Origin of the sequence: Mesorhizobium sp. M9A.F.Ca.ET.002.03.1.2 (genome assembly GCF_003952365.1) — a bacterium.
Taxonomy (GTDB): Bacteria; Pseudomonadota; Alphaproteobacteria; order Rhizobiales; family Rhizobiaceae; genus Mesorhizobium.
This window is the reverse complement of record NZ_CP034443.1, coordinates 951,179-971,475: the sequence shown is the minus strand read 5'-3', so window position 1 is coordinate 971,475 and position 20,297 is coordinate 951,179. Positions and strand designations below refer to the sequence as shown.

Annotated in this window: 16 protein-coding genes; 8 read left to right on the top strand and 8 right to left on the bottom strand. The window is 63.2% G+C overall.

What is annotated here, in order from left to right; translation table 11 throughout:
* Positions 1–50 precede the first annotated feature (50 nt).
* The 6 genes from EJ066_RS04865 to EJ066_RS04840 all read right to left on the bottom strand — a co-directional run bounded on the left by EJ066_RS04865 (position 51) and on the right by EJ066_RS04840 (position 8,045).
* On the bottom strand, positions 51–632 hold the full coding sequence (locus EJ066_RS04865; protein ID WP_126035422.1) for a CarD family transcriptional regulator: 582 nt from the start codon (positions 630–632) through the stop codon (positions 51–53).
* A 370-nt stretch (positions 633–1,002) separates the two neighbouring features.
* Entirely contained in the window at positions 1,003–1,341 is a 339-nt protein-coding gene (fdxA, locus tag EJ066_RS04860; RefSeq protein ID WP_095487362.1) for a ferredoxin FdxA, read from the bottom strand.
* Between the two features lie 149 nt (positions 1,342–1,490).
* The gene (locus EJ066_RS04855) at positions 1,491–1,877 is read right to left on the bottom strand and encodes an RNA-binding S4 domain-containing protein (protein ID WP_126035420.1); all 387 of its coding nucleotides are present in this window, start codon (positions 1,875–1,877) and stop codon (positions 1,491–1,493) included.
* 14 nt (positions 1,878–1,891) lie between these two features.
* On the bottom strand, positions 1,892–5,320 hold the full coding sequence (locus EJ066_RS04850; protein ID WP_126035418.1) for a helicase-related protein: 3,429 nt from the start codon (positions 5,318–5,320) through the stop codon (positions 1,892–1,894).
* 704 nt (positions 5,321–6,024) lie between these two features.
* Positions 6,025–6,750, bottom strand: coding sequence for an acetoacetyl-CoA reductase (gene phbB / locus EJ066_RS04845; RefSeq protein WP_126035416.1), 726 nt, complete (start codon positions 6,748–6,750; stop codon positions 6,025–6,027).
* Positions 6,751–6,860: 110 nt separating this feature from the next.
* A complete protein-coding gene (locus EJ066_RS04840; protein WP_126035414.1) occupies positions 6,861–8,045 on the bottom strand; it encodes an acetyl-CoA C-acetyltransferase in 1,185 nt (394 codons plus the stop codon).
* Positions 8,046–8,346: 301 nt separating this feature from the next.
* On the opposite strand from EJ066_RS04840, the gene phaR reads away from it, so the two are divergent.
* Positions 8,347–8,958: a polyhydroxyalkanoate synthesis repressor PhaR gene (gene phaR, locus EJ066_RS04835; RefSeq protein WP_126035412.1), complete on the top strand. Its 612-nt coding sequence runs from the start codon at positions 8,347–8,349 to the stop codon at positions 8,956–8,958.
* Positions 8,959–9,052: 94 nt separating this feature from the next.
* Here phaR and EJ066_RS04830 read toward each other — a convergent pair whose 3' ends face one another.
* Positions 9,053–9,502: a hypothetical protein gene (locus EJ066_RS04830; RefSeq protein ID WP_245455079.1), complete on the bottom strand. Its 450-nt coding sequence runs from the start codon at positions 9,500–9,502 to the stop codon at positions 9,053–9,055.
* A 185-nt stretch (positions 9,503–9,687) separates the two neighbouring features.
* On the opposite strand from EJ066_RS04830, the gene EJ066_RS04825 reads away from it, so the two are divergent.
* A complete protein-coding gene (locus EJ066_RS04825; RefSeq protein ID WP_126035410.1) occupies positions 9,688–10,470 on the top strand; it encodes a 3-hydroxybutyrate dehydrogenase in 783 nt (260 codons plus the stop codon).
* A 46-nt stretch (positions 10,471–10,516) separates the two neighbouring features.
* Positions 10,517–11,647, top strand: a complete 1,131-nt coding sequence (locus EJ066_RS04820; protein WP_126035408.1) for a patatin-like phospholipase family protein — start codon at positions 10,517–10,519, stop codon at positions 11,645–11,647.
* Between the two features lie 2 nt (positions 11,648–11,649).
* On the opposite strand, the gene EJ066_RS04815 is transcribed toward EJ066_RS04820, so the two are convergent.
* Entirely contained in the window at positions 11,650–12,246 is a 597-nt protein-coding gene (locus EJ066_RS04815) for a TetR/AcrR family transcriptional regulator (RefSeq protein WP_126035406.1), read from the bottom strand.
* Between the two features lie 123 nt (positions 12,247–12,369).
* On the opposite strand from EJ066_RS04815, the gene EJ066_RS04810 reads away from it, so the two are divergent.
* From EJ066_RS04810 to EJ066_RS04790, 5 genes are all read left to right on the top strand, one after another.
* Positions 12,370–12,831 (top strand): (2Fe-2S)-binding protein, encoded by a 462-nt coding sequence (locus EJ066_RS04810; protein WP_126035404.1) that lies wholly within the window; start codon positions 12,370–12,372, stop codon positions 12,829–12,831.
* A gap of 2 nt (positions 12,832–12,833) precedes the next feature.
* Complete coding sequence (locus tag EJ066_RS04805) at positions 12,834–15,107, top strand: xanthine dehydrogenase family protein molybdopterin-binding subunit (RefSeq protein ID WP_126035402.1); 2,274 nt, start codon at positions 12,834–12,836, stop codon at positions 15,105–15,107.
* Between the two features lie 136 nt (positions 15,108–15,243).
* Complete coding sequence (locus EJ066_RS04800) at positions 15,244–15,828, top strand: hypothetical protein (RefSeq protein ID WP_245455078.1); 585 nt, start codon at positions 15,244–15,246, stop codon at positions 15,826–15,828.
* A 57-nt stretch (positions 15,829–15,885) separates the two neighbouring features.
* On the top strand, positions 15,886–17,082 hold the full coding sequence (locus EJ066_RS04795; protein ID WP_126035400.1) for an efflux RND transporter periplasmic adaptor subunit: 1,197 nt from the start codon (positions 15,886–15,888) through the stop codon (positions 17,080–17,082).
* A gap of 2 nt (positions 17,083–17,084) precedes the next feature.
* The gene (locus EJ066_RS04790) at positions 17,085–20,261 is read left to right on the top strand and encodes an efflux RND transporter permease subunit (protein WP_126035398.1); all 3,177 of its coding nucleotides are present in this window, start codon (positions 17,085–17,087) and stop codon (positions 20,259–20,261) included.
* The last annotated feature ends 36 nt before the right edge of the window (positions 20,262–20,297 follow it).

Here is a 20,297-nt window from a genome sequence, read left to right as displayed (position 1 = left end):
AAAAAACCCGGCGCAAGGCCGGGTTTTCCAAATTCGGAGGCGAGAAGCGCTCAGGCAGCTTCTTCCTGCTCGGCTTCCTCGTTGTCGGCCTTGGCGCCGCGCTTCGGACCCTTGTTGAGGTTCATCTCGATGAGGCGCACCGCTTCGGTTTCCGACATGCGGTTGACGGCCGCGATCTCGCGCGCCATGCGGTCGAGGGCCGCCTCGTAAAGCTGGCGCTCGGAATAGGACTGTTCCGGCTGGTTGTCGGCGCGGTAGAGGTCGCGCACAACTTCCGAGATCGAGATCAGGTCACCGGAATTGATCTTCGCATCATATTCCTGGGCGCGACGCGACCACATGGTGCGCTTGACGCGGGCGCGGCCCTGCACGACCTTCAGTGCGCGTTCCACATAATCCTCTTCCGACAGCTTGCGCATGCCGATGGAGGTCGCCTTGGCGACCGGGACTTTCAGGCGCATCTTGTCTTTCTGGAAATCGATGACGAACAGCTCCAGCTTGTGGCCCGCAACTTCCTGCTCGTCGATCGAAACGATCTGGCCGACGCCATGCGCCGGATAGACGATGTACTCGCCGGTCTTGAAACCGTGACGTGCTGCGGTGGACTTCTTCTGCGGGGTGATCGTTGCCATTACGCGCTGAACTCCTTGTTGTGATGCCGGCATGGCGGCGCCGGCTGAACTCGTGCGGCCAGTATACCGACCGTTAGCCGTACAACAGACGAACCCACCCGGAAAAGCCGGGACCGGCAAACCGCAATATGCGACTGCCTGCCCCAGATCGCTCTGGTCCGGATTGAGAAGTTCACCTTTCAGTGATTTGGGGCGTTTGCGCCATAAATCGACGTTGTGTCACCGGCATGTTTCCATCGTGTAGCACAAAAAGTCGGAAGAATCAAGGTTTTGCTGCATACGCGAAGGCCGAACGCAGCCGCTGCCCGTCAAGGCAGTTAATGTATCATGGCTGTTACGCAACGTTATGCCGGGTGGACAGGCATTGCCATCAATCGCCTTCGCCTGGCTCGGCCGAGAAATATTTCTCGAACTTGCCGGCCTCGCCATCGAAGGATTTGGCGTCGGCCGGAGGCTCCTTCTTGGCAGTGATGTTGGGCCATTTGTCAGCGTATTCGGTGTTGATCTGCAGCCATTTGTCGAGGCCCGGCTCGGTGTCCGGCTTGATCGCGTCGGCCGGGCATTCCGGTTCGCAAACGCCGCAGTCGATGCATTCGTCGGGATGAATGACGAGCATGTTCTCGCCCTCGTAGAAACAGTCGACCGGACAGACCTCGATGCAGTCCATGTATTTGCATTTTATGCAATTGTCGGTCACGACATAGGTCATCAGTCGGCTCCGGGGCATCCCGTTTTTGCTGGGCTTTTTTGGTGAGGTAACGTCTTTGCCCGCTGCTTGCAAGGGCGGCCATTGCGCGCGATGCCGGTGTTTCCGGAATGGAATTCCAGAGGCGCGATGCAGCGATAGCCGGTTATGGCTCAGTCGTCGCCGAGCAGCCGGTCGGTATCCCGGCGTTCCTTCTTGGTCGGGCGGCCGCTGCCGACATCGCGCAGCGCGGGAATCGCATCGGGAACGGCCTCGCCCTTTGGCACCGGCGGCGGCGACATGTCCTCGTAGAGCAGGCGCGCTTCCTCGGCGGGGCCGCGCCGGGTTCCCGTGCCGAGCACCTTCCAGACAAAGATGCGCCGCTCGAGAGTGATGGTCAGGACGTCGCCGGCCCGGACCATATCCGAGGCCTGCGCTGCTTTGTCGCGATTGATGCGGACGCGTCCGGCCACCACCAGCTTCGCTGCCAGCGAGCGTGATTTCACCGCACGCGAAAAGAACAGCCATTTGTCGATGCGTTGGCGGCCTTCAGCAACCATCGGACCGGGCTGAGCTATTTCTTCAGCTGGTCGCGCAGCGCGGCGAGCTTGGCGAAGGGCGAATCCGGGTCGAAACGTGCCGGGCGCTCCTCGCGCGGCTTCGGCTGGAAGGCGGGCTTCCCGCCTTGCGCGCCACTTTTACCGTCTTGCCGGCCGCCCTTCCAGTCGGGCCGGTTTTCGCGACGATTGGGACGCTCGCCCCCGGGCTTGCCGTCGCGCCGCTCTCCTGCCTCCCCCTGGGGCTTGGGCTTGAATTTGCTGCGGTCGAAGCGCGGCTTGCCGGCACCGTCGCGGCGCCCTTCGTGGGTGGGCCGGCTGCCCGGAGCACCGGCCGGCTGTCCACCGGCGGCATCTGCCGGCGCGTCGCTGCGGTCATCGCGCGCGGCTTGCCCGTGGCGCGGGCGATTGTCGCGATTATTGTCACGGGGCCGATTGTCATGGTGGCGGTGGCGCGGACGCTGGTCGAAGCGGCCCTGCCGCCACAACAGGATCGGTTTTGGCTCCTCGGCCTCTTCCTCAGCCTCTGGAGCAGCCTCGCCGGTGGCGGCGTCCGCCACCGCGGTAGGTTCGACCGATATCGCTTCCGTTGCTGGCGAAGTTTCGGAAGCCGGCTCTGCCGGTGCGACCTCAATCTCTGCTGCTTCGGGTTCTGCCTCTGGCTGTGCCGCTGGTAACGCAGGCATTTCAGCTTCGGCTGCAGGCGGCTCGTCTTCCGTGACCTCAGCCGGAGTTTCCAGCCGAGCTTCCGCGACATGCTCCGCTTCACCTTCGGTGGTGGTTTCCGCGGGAACTTCGGCTGTGGCCTCTGCCACGGCGGCCGCGTCCGACCCCGAACTCTCGGCCGGCGCCTCGGCGGCTGCGTCCGCAACCGCGGCTTCCGCCGCCTTGGCCTGCTCTGCTTGTTCCTCCGCCGCCAGCTTGGCCGCGGCGGCTTCACGCGCGGCATGGTCCTGTGCCTCAAGCCGCGCCTTCACTTCGATCGCCGGCTTCGGCTCGGCCCGGTAGCCGAGGCCTTTCAAAATCTCTTCCATGTCGTCGGCCGTGGCGCCGAGGATCGACATCATCGGCGGCGTCACCATGAAGGACTGACCGTCATAGGCGCCATCGGGGCGCTGGCCGAGACCCGGCTTCCAGTTGGTCGCCGGCCGGATCAGGTCGGCCAGTCGTTCAAGAATGTCGACGCGCACCGCGCGACGGCCGAGATTGCGGTAGCCGGCCAGTTTGTAGAAGGTCTTGTCGAAAGCCGGATCGACGACCACCGAGGTGCGGCCGGAGGCCAGCGCGTGAACCACGTCGCCGAACCCCGGTCTGTCCTTGCCGTCGTTCTTCAGCGCCCACAACAGTGTCACCAGCCCGGCCGGCGCCGGCTTGATCAGCGTGGGCACGAAGATGTGGTAGGCGCCGAAGCGCACGCCGAGCCGGCGAAGGGCGGCGCGGCCTTCCTGGTCGAGCGACCTCATCGCCTCGGCGATGTCGCGGCGGTTGATAAGGCCGAAATGCTCGACGAGTTGAAAGGCGATGCCGCGGCCAATGCCGGTGATCTGCTCGGCGTTCTTGAGGTCGACCAGCGGCTTCAGCAGGGACTCGATCTGGAAATTGACGAAGCGTTCGGCGCGCGCCGCGACCTTGTCGCGGGCGGGACCGGTGAGTTGCTCGTCGGCCAACAGCACAAGGCGCGGCTTCAACGCCTCGTCGCCTGCGACCAGCGTGCCGATCGGCGCGCCGATCCAACGCAGCGTGCCGTCTGAGCCGAGCGCGATATCGCTGTTGGCTGAGGCGCCGAAGCGTTCGGCCCGCGCCTCGAATTCCGTGCTGAGCGCCTTCTGGGCTGCCGTGCGCACTGCCTTGGCGTCCTCGCCGCCAGCGCTCTGGTCGGCGGTGAAGCGGAACCCCTGCAACTCGCCGACATGGTGGCCTTCGACGAGGACGGTTCCGGTTGGGCTGATTTCGGCTTCGGGCATGGTATTTTCTCTAAGGCGCCGCATGAGGACGGAAGTCCTGCGGTCTACGAAGCGTTTCGTCAACCGCTCATGCAGCGCATCCGACAGTCTGTCTTCGATTTCGCGCGTCTTTTCCTGCCAGTGTGCCTGATCGGCCAGCCAGCCGGGTCGGTTGGAAACGAAAGTCCAGGTGCGGATCTGGGCGATCCGGTGCGACAGCGTGTCGATGTCGCCTTCGGTGGTGTCGGCACGGCGCACCTGCTCGGCCATGTAATTTTCATCGACATGGCCATGCCTGGCAAGGTCCATATAAATCGAGGCGATCAGGTCGGCATGCTGGGCCGGCGCGATCTTCCTGTAGTCGGGCAGGGCGCAAGCCTCCCACAACAGCGCCACGCGCCTTGCGTCGGTGGCAAGCGCCCGGATGTCCTCGTCGCGGGACAAATGCTCGAGCGCCTGCGCATCGACCGCCGGCAGCGCACGGGTCAGGCCTTCGACCGGCGCGTTGGTCTCGATGGAGCGCTTCAGCGCATCCAGGCTGGCGAAATCGAAATGCGCCGTGCGCCATTGCAGCACCTTCACCGGGTCGAACTCATGCCCTTCGATCTTCTTGACCAGATCTTCGTCCAGCGGATCGACCTGGCCGGTGACGCCGAAGGTGCCATCGCGCAAGTGCCGGCCGGCGCGGCCGGCGATCTGGCCGAGCTCGGCCGCCGTCAGGTTGCGATATTGGTAACCGTCGAATTTGCGGTTCTGGGCGAAGGCGACATGGTCGAGGTCGAGGTTCAGGCCCATGCCGATCGCATCGGTGGCGACCAGGTAATCGACATCACCCGATTGGAACAGCGCCACCTGCGCGTTGCGCGTGCGGGGCGATAGCGCGCCGAGCACGACGGCCGCACCGCCCTGCTGGCGGCGGATCAGTTCGGCGATGGCATAGACCTCGTCGGCGGAAAAGGCGACGATCGCCGTGCGTCGCGGCAGGCGGGTCAGCTTCTTCGAGCCGGCATAGGCCAGATGCGACAGCCGTGGCCGCGTCACCACCGACACCCCCTTCAGCAAGCGCTGGAGGATTCCGTGCATGGTGGCTGCGCCGAGCAGCAATGTCTCCTGGCGCCCGCGCAGATGCAGGATGCGGTCGGTGAAGATGTGGCCGCGTTCGAGATCGCTGGCAAGCTGCACTTCGTCGATGGCAACGAAGGCGGCATCGGTCTCGCGCGGCATGGCTTCCACCGTGCAGACAGAGTATTTCGCGCCTGCGGGCTGGATCTTTTCCTCGCCGGTGATGAGCGCCACCTTGTGAGCGCCGACCTTCTCGCAGACGCGTGAATAAACCTCGCGGGCGAGCAGTCTGAGCGGCAGGCCGATAATGCCGCTTTCATGCGCCACCATGCGCTCGATGGCGAGATGGGTCTTACCGGTGTTGGTCGGCCCGAGCACGGCAGTCACGTCGCGGCCCGACAGAATCAGCGGCTCAGAAGTGTGTTTCGGCGGGATGTTCATCGACCTGGAAATAAGGCTCTCTGCCTCGCATTGTCGGGAGCGCGCCCGTGGAGGCGCGTGTGACAGGCGACACATAGGGATTTAGCGCGCGAAGCGAAAGCGGAATGTTCCGCCGGCAGGTCGAAGCCCCTCGCTCGGTGCTGTCAACAGGCTCTGATTAACAGTTGGAACGAGTCTGGAACGAATCGGCTACGAATCACTGACTCGCGCGGATTCAGGTTTTGTTCACGGCTACATCTGGTTTTTTTGCCGGCGAGTCTCACCACATGCTGAATCGCCGAACTGGCCTGATTTATGCTAGGCGCGCGTCGCCGTTAACCTTTGCCGGTGAACGATCGGCGCAGGCCGGCGGGTGTCGTCCAACATTATGAAATTATTGATATTTCCTAACGCGCCTTAACGATTTGACTGATGGTTTCACCCATTGTTGTTAACCTTCTGGTCAAAGCCGGAACGAAACGGCGACGAATCAGCGTTAGCGGATGTTTCCCGGTTTGTTCACCCCAATATGTTGTGCTGTGAACAGGTTTTCCACCGAGAATCCACAGGCAACGAACAGGGTTTCGCACAGGCGGCACGGCCGCCGTTAACCTTTGCGTGCCGGATTGGGGCAAGGTCTTGCATCGAGACCTCGCGACGGCTGAGCCGCTAATGGAAACGGGCCGTTTTCATGGCCCGTTTGTTTCGGGCTTTTCTGTCCAGCTTCAGGTAATGTACTGGCCGCCATTGGCGGTGATGGTCGATCCGGTGATGAAACCGGCATCGTCGGAAGCAAGGAACACGACGCAGCGTGCGATCTCTTCCGGTTCGCCGAGGCGGCCGACCGGAATTTGCGGAATGACGCGCTCGTTCAGCACCTTTTCGTCCATCGCCCTGACCATCTCTGTCGCGATGTAGCCGGGGCAGATGACATTGACGGTGATGCCGGCCCGCGCCCCTTCCTGGGCGAGCGCCTTGGTGAAGCCGATGTCGCCGGCCTTCGAGGCCGAATAGTTGACTTGGCCGGTCTGGCCCTTCTGGCCGTTGATCGAGGAGATGGTGATGATGCGGCCAAACTTGCGGTCGCGCATGCCGCCCCACAGCGGATGCGTCATGTTGAAGACGCCCGATAGGTTGGTGTCGAGAACCTCTTTCCACTGCTCGCGCGTCATCTTGTGGAACATGGCGTCGCGGGTGATGCCGGCATTGTTGACCAGCACGGAGACCGGGCCGAGGTCGGCCTCGATCTGTCTGATGCCTGCAGCGCAGGCATCGTAGTCGGCGACCGACCATTTGTAGACCGGAATGCCGGTCTCTGCCTTGAATTTCTGCGCGGCTTCGTCATTGCCGGCGTAATTCGCGGCGACCTTGTAGCCGGCGTTTTTCAAGCCGATCGAAATCGCGGCGCCAATACCGCGCGACCCACCGGTGACCAGTGCTACCTTTGTCATATCATCCTCCCCTTTAGTTCTCATGAGCGGCGGGCGGGGGACGCTCTACGGCGGTTGAGCCCCGTTGCCACCGACTATTTCATGGCTTGCTCATCCTGTCTTCCCTGTCTTCATAGCGCTTCCACGCACATGGCAACGCCCATGCCGCCGCCGATGCACAGCGTGGCGAGGCCCTTCCTGGCGCCGCGGCGGCGCAGTTCGTAGACCAGCGTGTTGAAGATGCGGGCGCCGGATGCGCCGATCGGATGGCCGATGGCGATGGCGCCGCCATTGACATTGACGATGGACGGATCCCAGCCCATGTCCTTGTTGACGGCACAGGCTTGGGCGGCGAAGGCCTCGTTGGCCTCGACCAGGTCGAGATCGCCGACCGACCAGCCGGCCTTGGCCAGCGCCTTGCGCGAGGCGGGAATGGGTCCGGTGCCCATGATCTGCGGATCGACGCCCGCGGTCGCCCAGGACACGATGCGCGCCAGCGGCGTGATGCCGCGCCTTGAGGCCTCGGCTTCAGTCATCAGCACCGCGACAGCGGAGCCATCGTTAATGCCGGAGGCGTTGGCGGCGGTCACCGTGCCGTCCTTGTCGAAGGCCGGTCTTAGCTTGGTCATGGCGTCGATCGTGGCGCCGTGGCGGATGTACTCGTCCTGGTCGACAATGGTGTCGCCCTTCTTGCCCTTGACGGTGAAGGCCACGATCTCGTCCTTGAACTTGCCGGCCTTCTGCGCGGCCTCGGCCTTGTTCTGGGAGGCCAATGCGAGTCGGTCCTGGTCCTCGCGGGTAATCTGGAACTGGCGAGCGACGTTTTCGGCCGTGTTGCCCATGTGGTAGCCATTGAAGGCATCCCACAGCCCGTCCTTGATCATGGTGTCGATCATCTTGTAGTCGCCCATCTTGACGCCGGCACGCAGGTGTTGGGCATGCGGGGCCAGCGACATCGATTCCTGCCCGCCGGCGACGATCACCTTGGCATCGCCGGTGACGATCTGCTGCATACCAAGCGCGATGGCGCGCAGGCCTGAGCCGCAAACCTGATTGAGGCCCCAGGCGGTGGTTTCCTTTGGCAGGCCGGCATTGATGGATGCCTGGCGGGCGGGGTTCTGGCCCTGAGCCGCGGTCAGCACCTGGCCGAGGATCACCTCGTCGACCTCCTTGCCGTCAACGCTGGCACGGGCGAGCGCTTCCTTGATGGCGACGGCGCCCAATTCGTGGGCCGGTGTGTTGGCGAAGGCGCCGTTGAAGGAACCGACAGGCGTGCGCGCCGCACTGGCGACGACAATGGCATTGGAAGCGGACATGTTGTTCTCCAGACTTCTAAGGGTCGAATTTGGGCTATGTCTAGCGACTTTTCTTGCCCTTTCCATGACCCAAGTCAAACCGGAAATGGGCATTCCGGCCAGGCGCGGCAAGCAGGTTCATCATCATCACGGGGACAGCCTGCCCGTTGCTGCGCAGCATATTCAGACCGCTCCGCAGCATTAATTGATCCCGCACTGCACAAACCACTTGGAATTGTGACGCTTTTGCGCATATCCTTGAAAAAGGCGCAATCGTTACCGGCTGCTTACTCAAGTGCGCCGGTGTCCCGGGAGGATACTGATGGCCGCGAAAGACGAACCGATTATCATCAAGAAGTATGCCAATCGCCGCCTCTACAATACCGGCACCAGCACCTATGTGACGCTCGAGGATCTTGCCGAAATGGTCAAGAAGGGCGAGGACTTCACCGTCCAGGATGCCAAGACCGGTGACGACATCACGCATCCGGTGCTGACCCAGATCATCTTCGAACTTGAGAACAAGGATGGGCAGAACATGCTGCCGATCCCGTTCCTGCGCCAGTTGATCGCCTTTTACGGCGATCAGATGCAGATGATCGTGCCGAGCTTCCTCGAACAGTCGATGATTGCCTTCTCGAAAGAACAGGAACGCTTTCGCGAGCAGATGAAGGGCGCCTTGGGCAAGTCGCCGCTGGACATGATGAAGATGGCCACGCCGATCAAGGCGTTGGAGGAGCAGACGCGCCGCAACATGGAGATGTTCCAGAATGCCATGCGCCTGTTCACGCCTTTTCCACCCGCAGGCTCGAATGGCGCTTCCGCAGCGCCGGCAGAGCCGGCCAGGAAAGAGACACCGGAAAAACCCGATGACCTTCAGGAGTTGAAGGAACAGATCGCCGCCATGCAGCGCAAGCTCGACACCATGTCGTGATCACCGGCTGGACAAGGTCCGGCCGAAACCTCCCTCAGCAGCCCGTGTCAGAACATCTCCGCCTCGAATGAGGCAGAGATGCATCGGGGCCACGCTATTTCGTCGTCACCGTCACCAGAGCGGTAACGGGTTTGCCGTCCACTAGGATAGGCTTGTGATGATCATCGGCAACGAGGACGCCGATCACGTGCTTGCCGACGACAACCGGACAATGGCCGAAACGAGCCTTTATGAGGTTGCCGCCAAAGTCGCTGTTCATGCTGTTGTACGGCTTGCCGGGGATGTTGCAGGTGTCTGCGTCGGGATCGATCTTCATATGCACGTGGCCGCATTGGCTGTTGTCGCCGCACTCACCCGCAGAGAGCAGCGTGAAGTTGCTCCTGACGACGACGCCTATCGCCTTCTCGGGATCGTTGCCGAGTGCGATGACCGAACCGGCCGCCGGCCAGGCGATTTCCAGGGTGGGCAGCGGCCTGTCACGGCCAAGCCAGCGCCCGACGGCCGTGTCTAGTCCCAGCCTTTCCGGCACCTCCGCGAGTAACATGGCTGCTTCCCCGGCGTCGCTGCGGCGCGTCCCGAAAGCATAGCGAGACGGGCAAGCGGCCAAAAATTTCATGACATAGCCAATCCGCGCGGCTGTTCTTGCGCCGCAGGAGACATATATGCTGCACTGCAATATGTTCCCGTTAGCACCATGTTCCCGTTAGCACCGCACTGAAGGATTTCGCCTTGCCCACCAGAAAAACCGCCATCGTCACCGGTTCCACCTCAGGCATCGGTCTGGCCACCGCCCATGCGCTCGCGGCGGAAGGCTGCAACATCGTCGTCAATTCCTTTTCCGACACCGCCGACGACCAGGCCATTGCCGATGCGATCGCCAAGCATCACAACGTGAAGACAGCTTACATCAAGGCAGACATGTCGAAGCCGGCCGAATGCCGGGCTTTGGTCGCGAAGGCAGCCGATGCATTCGGTTCGGTCGACATACTGGTCAACAATGCCGGCATCCAGCATGTCGCGCCGGTGGAAGAATTTCCGATCGAAAAGTGGGATGCGATCATCGCCATCAATTTGTCGTCGGCCTTCCACACCATTGCCGCCGCCATCCCGCTGATGAGAGAAGCCGGCGGCGGCAGGATCGTCAACATCGCCTCGGCCCACGGCCTGGTCGCCTCGCCGTTCAAGTCGGCCTATGTCTCGGCCAAGCACGGCATCATGGGGCTGACCAAGACGGTCGCTTTGGAGCTGGCGCGCGACAGGATCACCTGCAACGCCATCTGTCCCGGTTATGTGCTGACGCCGCTGGTCGAGGCCCAGATTCCCGATCAGATGAAGGCCAACAAGATGGATCGCGAGACGGTCATCCGCGAAGTCATGCTGGAAAAGCAGCCGACCAAGGAATTCGTCACGGTCGAGCAAATTGCCGCCGCCGCGGTGTTCTTGTGCTCGGATGCGGCGGCGCAGATCAACGGCACGCACATCTCGGTCGATGGCGGCTGGACCGCGCAGTGAATTCGGGCGAGCGAAACAAATTTCTCGACAAAACAAGGGCAACGCCATGACGACAAACGGCAAGGCGGAGGAGCCAAAGAAGATCAATGTCGCGCTGCAGGGCGGCGGCTCGCACGGCGCCTTTTCCTGGGGTGTGCTCGACCAGCTGCTGGAGGACGGACGGCTCGACATCGCAGCGGTTTCGGGCACCAGCGCCGGCGCCATGAACGCGGTGGCGCTGGCCGACGGCTTCGTCCGCGGCGGGGTCGAGGGCGCGCGGCGGAAGCTCGACGATTTCTGGCGCGCAGTGGCGCGGAAGGGCCGGTTCAGCCCGGTGCAGCGCATGCCCTGGGATGTGGCCTGGGGCAACTGGTCGATCGAGAACACGCCTGGATATCTGTTTTTCGACACCATGTCGCGTGTGTTTTCGCCCTACGTCGCCAACCCGCTCGGCCTCAACCCGCTGCGCGATGTGATCGAGCAGGAGATCGATTTCGGCAATGTGCGCGCCTGCAAGTCGATGGAGCTGTTCATCTCCGCGACCAATGTCGAGACGGGGCAATTGCGTGTCTTTTCCGATGGCGAGATCGACCTCGACACGGTGATGGCGTCGGCTTGCCTGCCGCAGCTGTTCCGCGCCGTCGAGATCAAGGGCGTGCCCTACTGGGACGGCGGCTATGGCGGCAATCCGGCGCTGTTCCCGTTCTTCAAGTCGACTGCCACCGAGGATGTGCTTCTGGTGCAGATCAACCCGGTGGTCCGCGAGGGGACGCCGAAGAGTGCCAACGAAATCCAGAACCGCATCGACGAGATCACCTTCAACGCCGGGCTGCTGCGTGAATTCCGCTCGATCGCCTTCGTCAAGGAACTGATCGCCGCCGGCCGGCTGCCGCATGGCGAATACCGCGACATCCGCATGCACCGCATCGATGCCGACGAGGCGTTCAAGGATCTGTCTGCGTCGTCCAAGGTCAATGCCGAATGGGCGTTCCTGACCTATCTGCGCGACCTTGGCCGTACCGCTGCCAGCGACTGGCTGGAGGAGAATTACGACGCCGTCAGCATACGGCCGACGCTCGATCTCTCAGGCGAGCTCGACGACGGGTTCAAGCCCGTGCGTGGCCCGGCGCCGGGCCGGCGGGTCAAGGAGTTCCTGGCAGCGCGCAAGAAGCCCGAGGCCACGCGCCGTCAGATCTAACCTCACCCAGCTTTCAGCGCGAGGTCGATCACCTTGATCAGCGCGGCCGCCGCCTGCCGCTGCTCGTCCGGGTGGCTGATGCGCGTCTTCATGCCTTCCAGCCCGTCGAGCAGCATGTCGGCGAGCAGTCGCGCCGACAAGCCCTTGGCCGCCAGATCGACGCCATTGCGGGCGGCCTCGCTCTGAACAGCCTTGGCGATGTGCTCGACAAGGCGGCCGCGCCAGCAGCCGACCAGGTCGGCGAGGCTCGATTTCATATCGAGGAGTTCGGCGCCGTGCGGCGAGGCGTGGACGGTACGCATCATCGAGATCAGCGCCTCGTCGATGGCCCGCATCATGCGCTCGGCAAAGGGCCCTTCGCCGGCGAGTGCCGTTTTCGCCTGCTCGAGCGAGCGGGAAAGCAGCATCAGCGCGATGGCGCGATAGATGTCGGTCTTGTTCTTGAACTGGAGATAGAGCGCCGGTCGCGACATGTCGGCGGCACGCGCAATGTCGTCCATGGTGGTGCGAGCGTAGCCATAGGCCAGAAACACCTTCATCGCGCCGTCCAGAATGCGGACGCGCTTGGGGTCGGTGGCGATGTCCTCGATCTCGATCATGGCGCAACTTTATCCTGCAGAAAGCTCTGTTGACAAAATAACGAAATTTGTCAAGATGTATGAGGACGAAATGGCCAACCGGCCATTCGCCTCGGGCTGTGGACGACAACGAAGGGTATCCCCATGCGCCTCACCGTCGACGGGCAGTCATTCGACATCGATGCCGATCCCGAAATGCCGCTGTTGTGGGCGCTGCGCGATCTCATGGGCAAGACCGGGCCGAAGTTCGGCTGCGGCATCGCCGCCTGCGGCGCCTGCACGGTGCATGTCGACGGCCAGCCCGTCCGTTCCTGCTCGCTGCCGGTCGGCCAGGTCACCGGCGTCGTCACTACGATCGAAAGCATCGGCAGCGACGGCAAATTGCATCCGGTGCAGCAGGCATGGCTGGAGGAGCAGGTCGCGCAATGCGGCTACTGCCAGGCCGGCCAGATCATGAGCGCGGTGGCGCTGCTCGACGAAATTGCCGACCCGACCGATGCCGACATCGACAACGCCATGGGCGGCAATCTCTGCCGCTGTGGCACCTATCCGAAGATACGCGCGGCGATCAAACGAGCGGCCGTCCTCAAGACAGCGGGGATCTGACTATGGCCAGCGTCGGAAAGATCGCCCGCCGCACGTTTCTCATCGGCGCGGCTGCCATCGCGGGCGGTGTCGCCGTCGGCTATTATTACTACCGCAAACCCTATCCGAATCCGTTGGAAGGCGATCTCGCCGCTGACGAGGCGACCTTCAACCCCTATGTGAAGATCGGCGCCGACAACACCATCACCATCGTCGCGCCGCGCGCCGAGATGGGACAAGGCATCTCAACGACGCTCGCCGCCATGGTCGCCGAAGAGCTCGATGTCGGCCTCGACCGGATCAAGGTCGAGCACGGCCCGGCCTCCTACGCCTATTACAACGCGACGATCCTGGAAGAGGGCGGTCCCTTCGCCTTCTTCGACGAGAGCATGGCCGCTCAAGCGATGGCGCCCGGCATGGGCGTGGTCGGAAAGCTCCTCGCCTTCCAGGCCACCGGTGGCTCGACCTCGACGCGCGACGGTTTAGACAAGATGCGGCAAGCAGGCGCCGCCGCGCGACAAATGCTGGTTGCCGCGGCAGCGCAAAGGCTCGGTATAGCTGCCGCTGAGCTGGAAACGGCCAATGGCAGGGTCCTGCACAAGGCATCGGGCAAGTCGGTGACCTATGGCGCGGTCGCCGCCGCTGCTGCGGCGATGGCGCCGCCCGCGGATATCAGGCTCAAGGACAAAGCCGACTGGAAATTGCTCGGCAAGCCACAGAAGCGCATCGACATGCTGGCCAAGGTCACCGGGGCGCCGATCTTCGGCATCGACGTAACGCTGCCGGACATGCTGTACGGCACGGTGAAGATGAGCCCGCGCTTCTGGGCCAAGCCGGTCAAGGCGGACCTCTCCAAGGCCGAGAAAATGCCTGGCGTGATCAGGATCGTGCCGATCGAAACGAATTACGGCCACGGCTTCGGCATCGTCGCGGAAAACACCTGGGCGGCGTTCAAGGCAGCGGAGGCGATCGACGCCGAATGGGCTGATCCCGAATATCCGCTGGACAGCGCCGCCATTTCCGACGTGCTGAAGCAGGCGCTTGGCACCAAAGGGTCGGAAATGCGCGACGATGGCGACGTCGACACCGCCTTCGCCGACGCGCCGCGCGAAAGAATAGTCGAGGCCGACTATGCAGTGCCTTACTTGGCACATGCGACGATGGAGCCGATGAACGCTACGGCGCGGCTGAAGGACGGCGTCCTCGACATCTGGTGCGGCAACCAGGCGCCGACCTTGGTGCGGCAGCTTTGCGCCAATGCCGTCGGCATCGAGCAGGACAAGGTCAGCGTCCACACCACCTTCATGGGTGGCGGGTTCGGCCGGCGTGTCGAGGTGGATTATGCGCTCTGTGCCGCGCTGATGGCGAAAGAGACAGCCGGCCGGCCGATCAAGGTGGTGTGGACGCGCGAGGAGGACATGCGCCACGACGCCTACCGGCCGGCTTCCGTCGGCAGATTCCAGGCACGGCTTGGCGACGACGGCATGCCGGTAGCCGTCGACATGGCAATCGCCTCGCCATCGATGATAGCCAGCACCTTGCGCCGGCTGTTTCCCTCGATATCGCCGCTCGGCCCAGACAAGTCCATCGTCGACGGAGCCCACAACCAGCCCTATACGATCCCGAACTACCGGGTGACCGGCGTCGCCGCACCCGTCTCCATCCCCGTCGGCTCCTGGCGGTCGGTCGGCAGTTCGATCAACGGTTTCTTCCATGAAGGATTTCTGGACGAGATCGCCGTCGCCGGGAAAACCGACCCTGTCGAATTGCGCAAGAAACTGATGGCTGCCTATCCCGCAGCGGTGAAGGTGGTCGAAAAGGTCGCCGAAATGGCGAAATGGGGCGAGGCGCTGCCCGCCGGCAAGGCGAAGGGCATGGCGTTCACGCTGTCGTTCGGCAGTTGGGTCGGCGAGGTCGTCCAGGTCGCCGACACGCCAGCCGGACTCCTTATCGAGAAGGTGTGGATCGCCGCCGATGTCGGCACCGCGCTCGATCCCGGCATCATCGAGGCGCAGCTCATCTCCGCCGCCATTTACGGCCTGTCGGCGGCGATAGGTCAGGAGATTACTTTCGCCGACGGCATGGTCGAACAGTCGAATTTTCACGACTACGATGCCATGCGCATCTTCCAGTGTCCGGCGTTCGAAGTCGCGATACTGGAGAATTTTCACAAGATGGGCGGCGTCGGCGAGGTCGGCACGCCGCCGGCTGCACCCGCTCTTGCCAACGCCATCTTCGCACTGACCGGCAAGCGCATCCGCACGCTGCCCTTGTCGAAAGAGGTGGCCTTCGCATGAAACTATTTCCCACCATGCTGACGCCTGCTGCCATGCTGTTTGCGGCCATGCCTTTCGCAACCGCACAAGAAGGGCAGACAACGCCGGCTGCCGTGGCCGATACGGCCACGGGGCCGGCCAAAATGGAGCAAGACACATGCTGTGTTCTCGCATCCGCGCTGCGCCGACCGCCATGTCGCGGATGATCACCGGCGCTGGTACGGCGCGCATCATGGCGGGTCGCGCGTTCATGCCTTCAATGTCCAGCGGCGCCGACGGCTCTGGCTTCGGTGATCCGCGCCTGCCCTGCGCGACCTGCCATTTCTCCAGCAATTCCAATGCATTGCATGGACCGCCCAGCGCTGAGAACTGGCGCCTGACGCTGGGTGAGACGGCATGGCTTGGTAAATCTTCGGCCAAAATCTGGGTCCAGATCAAGGATCCAGTGCGCGACGGCGGCCGCAGCCTGCAGCATGTCGCGCTGCATGTCCGCAACGACAGGTTGGTCGGCTGGGGCTGGGCGCCGAGGTCAGATCGTGGGCCGGCGCCGGCCCGACCGAAGCGACCTATCAGACGATTGAAAACTGGATGGTGGCGGGCGCATCTTGTCCAAGCCTGTAATGATCCCGCAACTTTTCTGACTATATTGCGGTGCAACTTTGATGTAGAAGCGCGTTTCGCTGATCACGGCAAATTGAACGCGGCCTTGCGCGCACCCATATCGGCGACGCGCCCGAGTTAGAAGACGCGGCAGTTTTAGAAAACACGGTCTGGCCGAACCCCGCACTGGAAAACGACGATGCCGAAATTCAGGTTTCACAAGCTTGCAGCTATTGTTGTGCTTGCCGTATTCGCTGCCTGGATGACGACGGGCGAGTTCTCGTCCGTCGGCAGCGCCTCCGCCGACAACGAACCCAAGGCGGGAGACGTCGAGCAGCCAAAAGCGGCGGACACCGGCAAACCCCAGGCCGCTGAACCCAAATCCACCGAGGCAGAACAGCCCAAGGCGCCCTCGCGCACCGTCGCGGTGGTGACCCCGCCGCGGCGCACCTATGCGCGCGCCATCCGCATTTCCGGGCTGACCGAAGCCGACAAGCGCGCGGTCCTGGCGACACGCGTCGCCGGCGTCATCGACAAGCTGCCGGTCAAGCAGGGACAGCGTGTCAGGACCGGTGACCTCGTGCTGATGTTTGCAGCCGAGGAAAAAATCTCGGCGGTCGACAATGCCAAGCAGCTCGTCGTGCAGCGTCAGGCCGAGCTCGATGCAGCCTTGCGGCTGGCGAAAACCGGCAATCTGCCCAAGCTGCAGCTCGACACGGCCCGCTCCAATCTGACGCTGGCCCGGTCGCAACTGGAAGCCGCGCAAGCCGAGCTCGACCGCAACGAGGTGAAGGCGCCCTTCGACGGCGTCATCGACCGGGTGCCGGTGGAGCTTGGCAGTTCCGTGATGCAGGGCGGCGAGGTGGCGACCATTCTCAAGCTCGATCCCATCATCGCCCGCGGCGAGGTCAGCGAGCGCGATCTCGGCTATCTGAAGATCGGCGACAAGGCGAATGTACGATTGGTCGGCAGCCGGACCGTCGAGGGCACCGTGCGCTACATCAGCCGCGACGCGTCGTCGGCCACCCGCACCTTCCGTGTCGAGATCGCAATCCCGAACCCTGAGGGCACGATTCCCGCCGGAATGACGGCCGAGATCGCGCTGAGCGCGCAGCCGACCGACGCCGTCATGCTGCCGCGCTCGGTGGTGACGCTCGGCGACAAGGGCGACCTCGGCATTCGCGCCGTCGACAAGGACAGCAAGGTTGTGTTCTTCCCGATCGACCTGGTCGACGACACGCCAACCGGCCTGGTGCTCGGCGGTATCCCGGCCGATGCGCGCATCATCGTCGCCGGCCAGGAACTGGTGACGGAAGGCGAAGTGGTCAAGCCGGTCGAGGCCGACCAGGCGACCATCCAGAAGCTCTTGGGCGAAGCGACGGCCGGGACGCAGTAATCATGGATATCGTCAAACTTGCCATCAACAATGCCCGGCTGACCATTTCGGTCCTGGTCTTCCTCATCCTTGCAGGTGCGGTCGCCTATCAGTCGACGCCGAAGGAAGCGGAGCCCGATGTTCCGATTCCGATGATGTATGTCAGCCTGATCTATCAGGGCATCTCGCCGGAGGACTCGGAACGCCTGCTGCTGCGGCCGATGGAAGCCAAGCTGAAAAGCCTCAAGGGCCTCAAGGAGATGCGCTCGGCCGCCTTCCAGGGCGGCGGTTATGTGTTAGTCGAATTCCACCCGCAGACAGATCTGGCGACGGCATTGCAGGACACGCGCAGCAAGGTCCAGGATGGCAAGGCCGACCTGCCGCAGGCGGCCGAGGAGCCTGTCGTCACCGAAGTCAATATCTCCGAGTTTCCCGTCCTGGTCGTGACGCTGTCGGGCGAGGTGCCGGAACGCCTGCTGACCGCGGCGGCGCGCGAATTGCGCGATCGCATCGAGGAAGTGCCGGGCGTGCTGGAAGGTGCGCTGCAAGGTGCCCGTGACGATCTCGTCGAAGTCGTCATCGATCCGATGAAACTGTCTTCCTACGGGCTGCAGCTCGACCAGTTGATCGGTGCGGTCGGCGAATCCAACAGTCTTGTGGCCGCCGGCAACATCGAAGGGTCCAAGGGGAAATACGCAGTCAAGGTTCCCTCGCTGATCGAGACGCCGGAAGACGTTGCAAACCTGCCGGTCGTGGCCACACCCAGCGCCGTGGTGCAGGCCAAGGACATCGCCACCGTCCGCTCCACCTTCAAGGACGCCGAGACGGTGACCCGCCTCGACGGCAGGCCGGCGATCGCCATCGAGGTGAAAAAGCGCATCGGCTCCAACCTGATCGATACGATCGCCCAGGTGATGGCGGTGTCCGATGCCTATATCAAGTCGATGCCGGAAGGCATGCACGTCACCTACACGCAGGACAAATCGGTCTTCGTCAACCAGTTGCTCGGCGATCTGCAGAACCACGTCATGATCGCCGTGATCCTGGTGTTCATCGTCATTCTCTACGCGCTGTCGGGCCGTGCGTCGGTGCTGATCGGCCTTGCCATTCCGTCGTCCTTCCTGATCGGCATCCTGCTGTTGGCCATGATGGGTTACACGATCAACATGATCGTGCTGTTCAGTCTCATCCTGGCGGTCGGCATGCTGGTCGACGACGCCATCATCGTCACCGAATTCGCCGAGCGGCGCATGAGCGAAGGCATGCCGAAGGCGGACGCTTTCGCGCTTGCCGCCAAGCGCATGGCCGGTCCGGTCATCGCGGCGACGATGACGCGCATCGCCGCCTTCTCGCCGCTGCTGTTCTGGCCGGGCATCATCGGCGACTTCATGAAATACATGCCGATCACGCTGATCGTCACGCTCTCGGCCTCGATGCTCTATGCGCTGGTCTTCGCGCCGGCGCTGGGCGCCCTATTCGCCAAGGCGCCGCCGCATCACGAGGACGACAATCGCGACGGCTGGTACATGGCCGTGGTCAAGCAGGCGGTGCGCTTTCCGGTCACCGTGCTTGTGCTCACCGCCGCCCTTCTGTTCGGTGTCGGCTTTGCCTATTCGAAGTTTGGCGCCGGCGTCGAGTTCTTCCCGAGTGTCGAGCCTGACTACGGCCTGCTCTATGTGCATGCACGCGGCAATCTTTCGCTCGCCGAAATGGATGCCGCCACAAAGATCGCCGAGGACCGGCTTCTCGGCTGGCCAGGCGTGAAGTCGGTCTATACCCGGGTCGGCAAGACGCAAGGCGGCGGTCAGGACATTCCTGAAGACGTGGTCGGCGTGATCCAGTACGAGTTCGTCGACTGGCGCGAGCGTAAATCGGCGAACTCGATCCTGGACGAACTGCGCGGCGTCATGGCCGGCATTCCCGGCGTCGACGTCGAGGTTCGCGTGCCCGAGGCCGGCCCACCCACCGGCAAGCCGATCCAGATCAGGCTTTCGGCCGTCGACCCGGAAGGTCTCGACGACAAGGCCCGTGCTGTTGCCGCGCGCATCGCCAAGGTGCCCGGCGTCATCGATATTTCCGATGGCCTGCCGCCGCCCGCCGTCGACTGGGCGCTCGAGGTCGATCGCGCCAAGGCGGCGCAATATGGTATCAGCCCGACCTCCGTCGGAACCGTGGTGCAACTGGTGACGAACGGGCTGAAGCTCAGTGAGTACCGGCCAGCCGGTGCGGACGACGCCGTCGACATCAGGCTACGTCTGCCCGAGGATCGGCGCACGCTGTCGACACTCGACGAACTCAGGGTGCAGACCGCGCAAGGGTCGGTGCCGATCTCGAATTTCGTCGTGCGCAAGCCCGAGCCGACCGTCGGTATCCTCAACCGCATCGACGGCGCGCGCACGGTGGTCGTCCAGGCCAATGTCGCCGCCGGCGAGCAAGTGGCTTCTGTCCAGCAGCAGGTCACCCAGGCGGTCGCCGATATGGATCTCGGCAGCGGCATACGCTGGAAGCTTGCCGGCTCGAACGAGGACAGCGCGGAGGCCAGCGCCTTCCTCAGCAAGGCCTTCGGTGCCGCGATCTTCCTGATCTTCCTCGTGCTTCTGATGCAGTTCAACAAGTTCACCAGCGTCTGGCTGGTGTTGTCCTGCGTGGTCATGGCGACAGTCGGCGTGTTTCTCGGGCTTCTGCTGACAGGTGAGGCATTCGGTATTGTCATGTCGGGCATCGGTGTCATTGCGCTGGCCGGCGTGGTGGTGAACAACAACATCGTGCTGATCGATACCTATGACCGATTGCGTGAAGAAGGCTGGGACAAGACGGACGCGGTGCTGCAGACCTGCCGCGAACGTGCCCGCCCGGTCGTGCTGACGGCGGTCTCGGCGATCCTCGGCGTGCTGCCGATCGCTTTCGGCCTCGGTCTCGAAATCTTCCATCACGAGACGACGATCAACGCGCCGTCGACGCAATGGTGGATATCGCTGTCCTCGGCGATCGTCTTCGGCCTGTCCTTCGCCACCGTGCTGACGCTGGTGGTGACACCGTCGATGCTGATGGTGTTCACGCGTAGTAAGAACAGCCGCTTCTATGCATTTTTCCGTCGGGTTTTCCGGCGCGGCAAGTCAGTCAGTGCGACTGTCGAGACCTCCGCAAGACCGGACTCGCTTGACGAGCCGGCGATCGCCTTCCCGAAGGCCGCCGAATAGGCCAACTTTGCTTGGAGCGACGAGCGTATTCTGAAC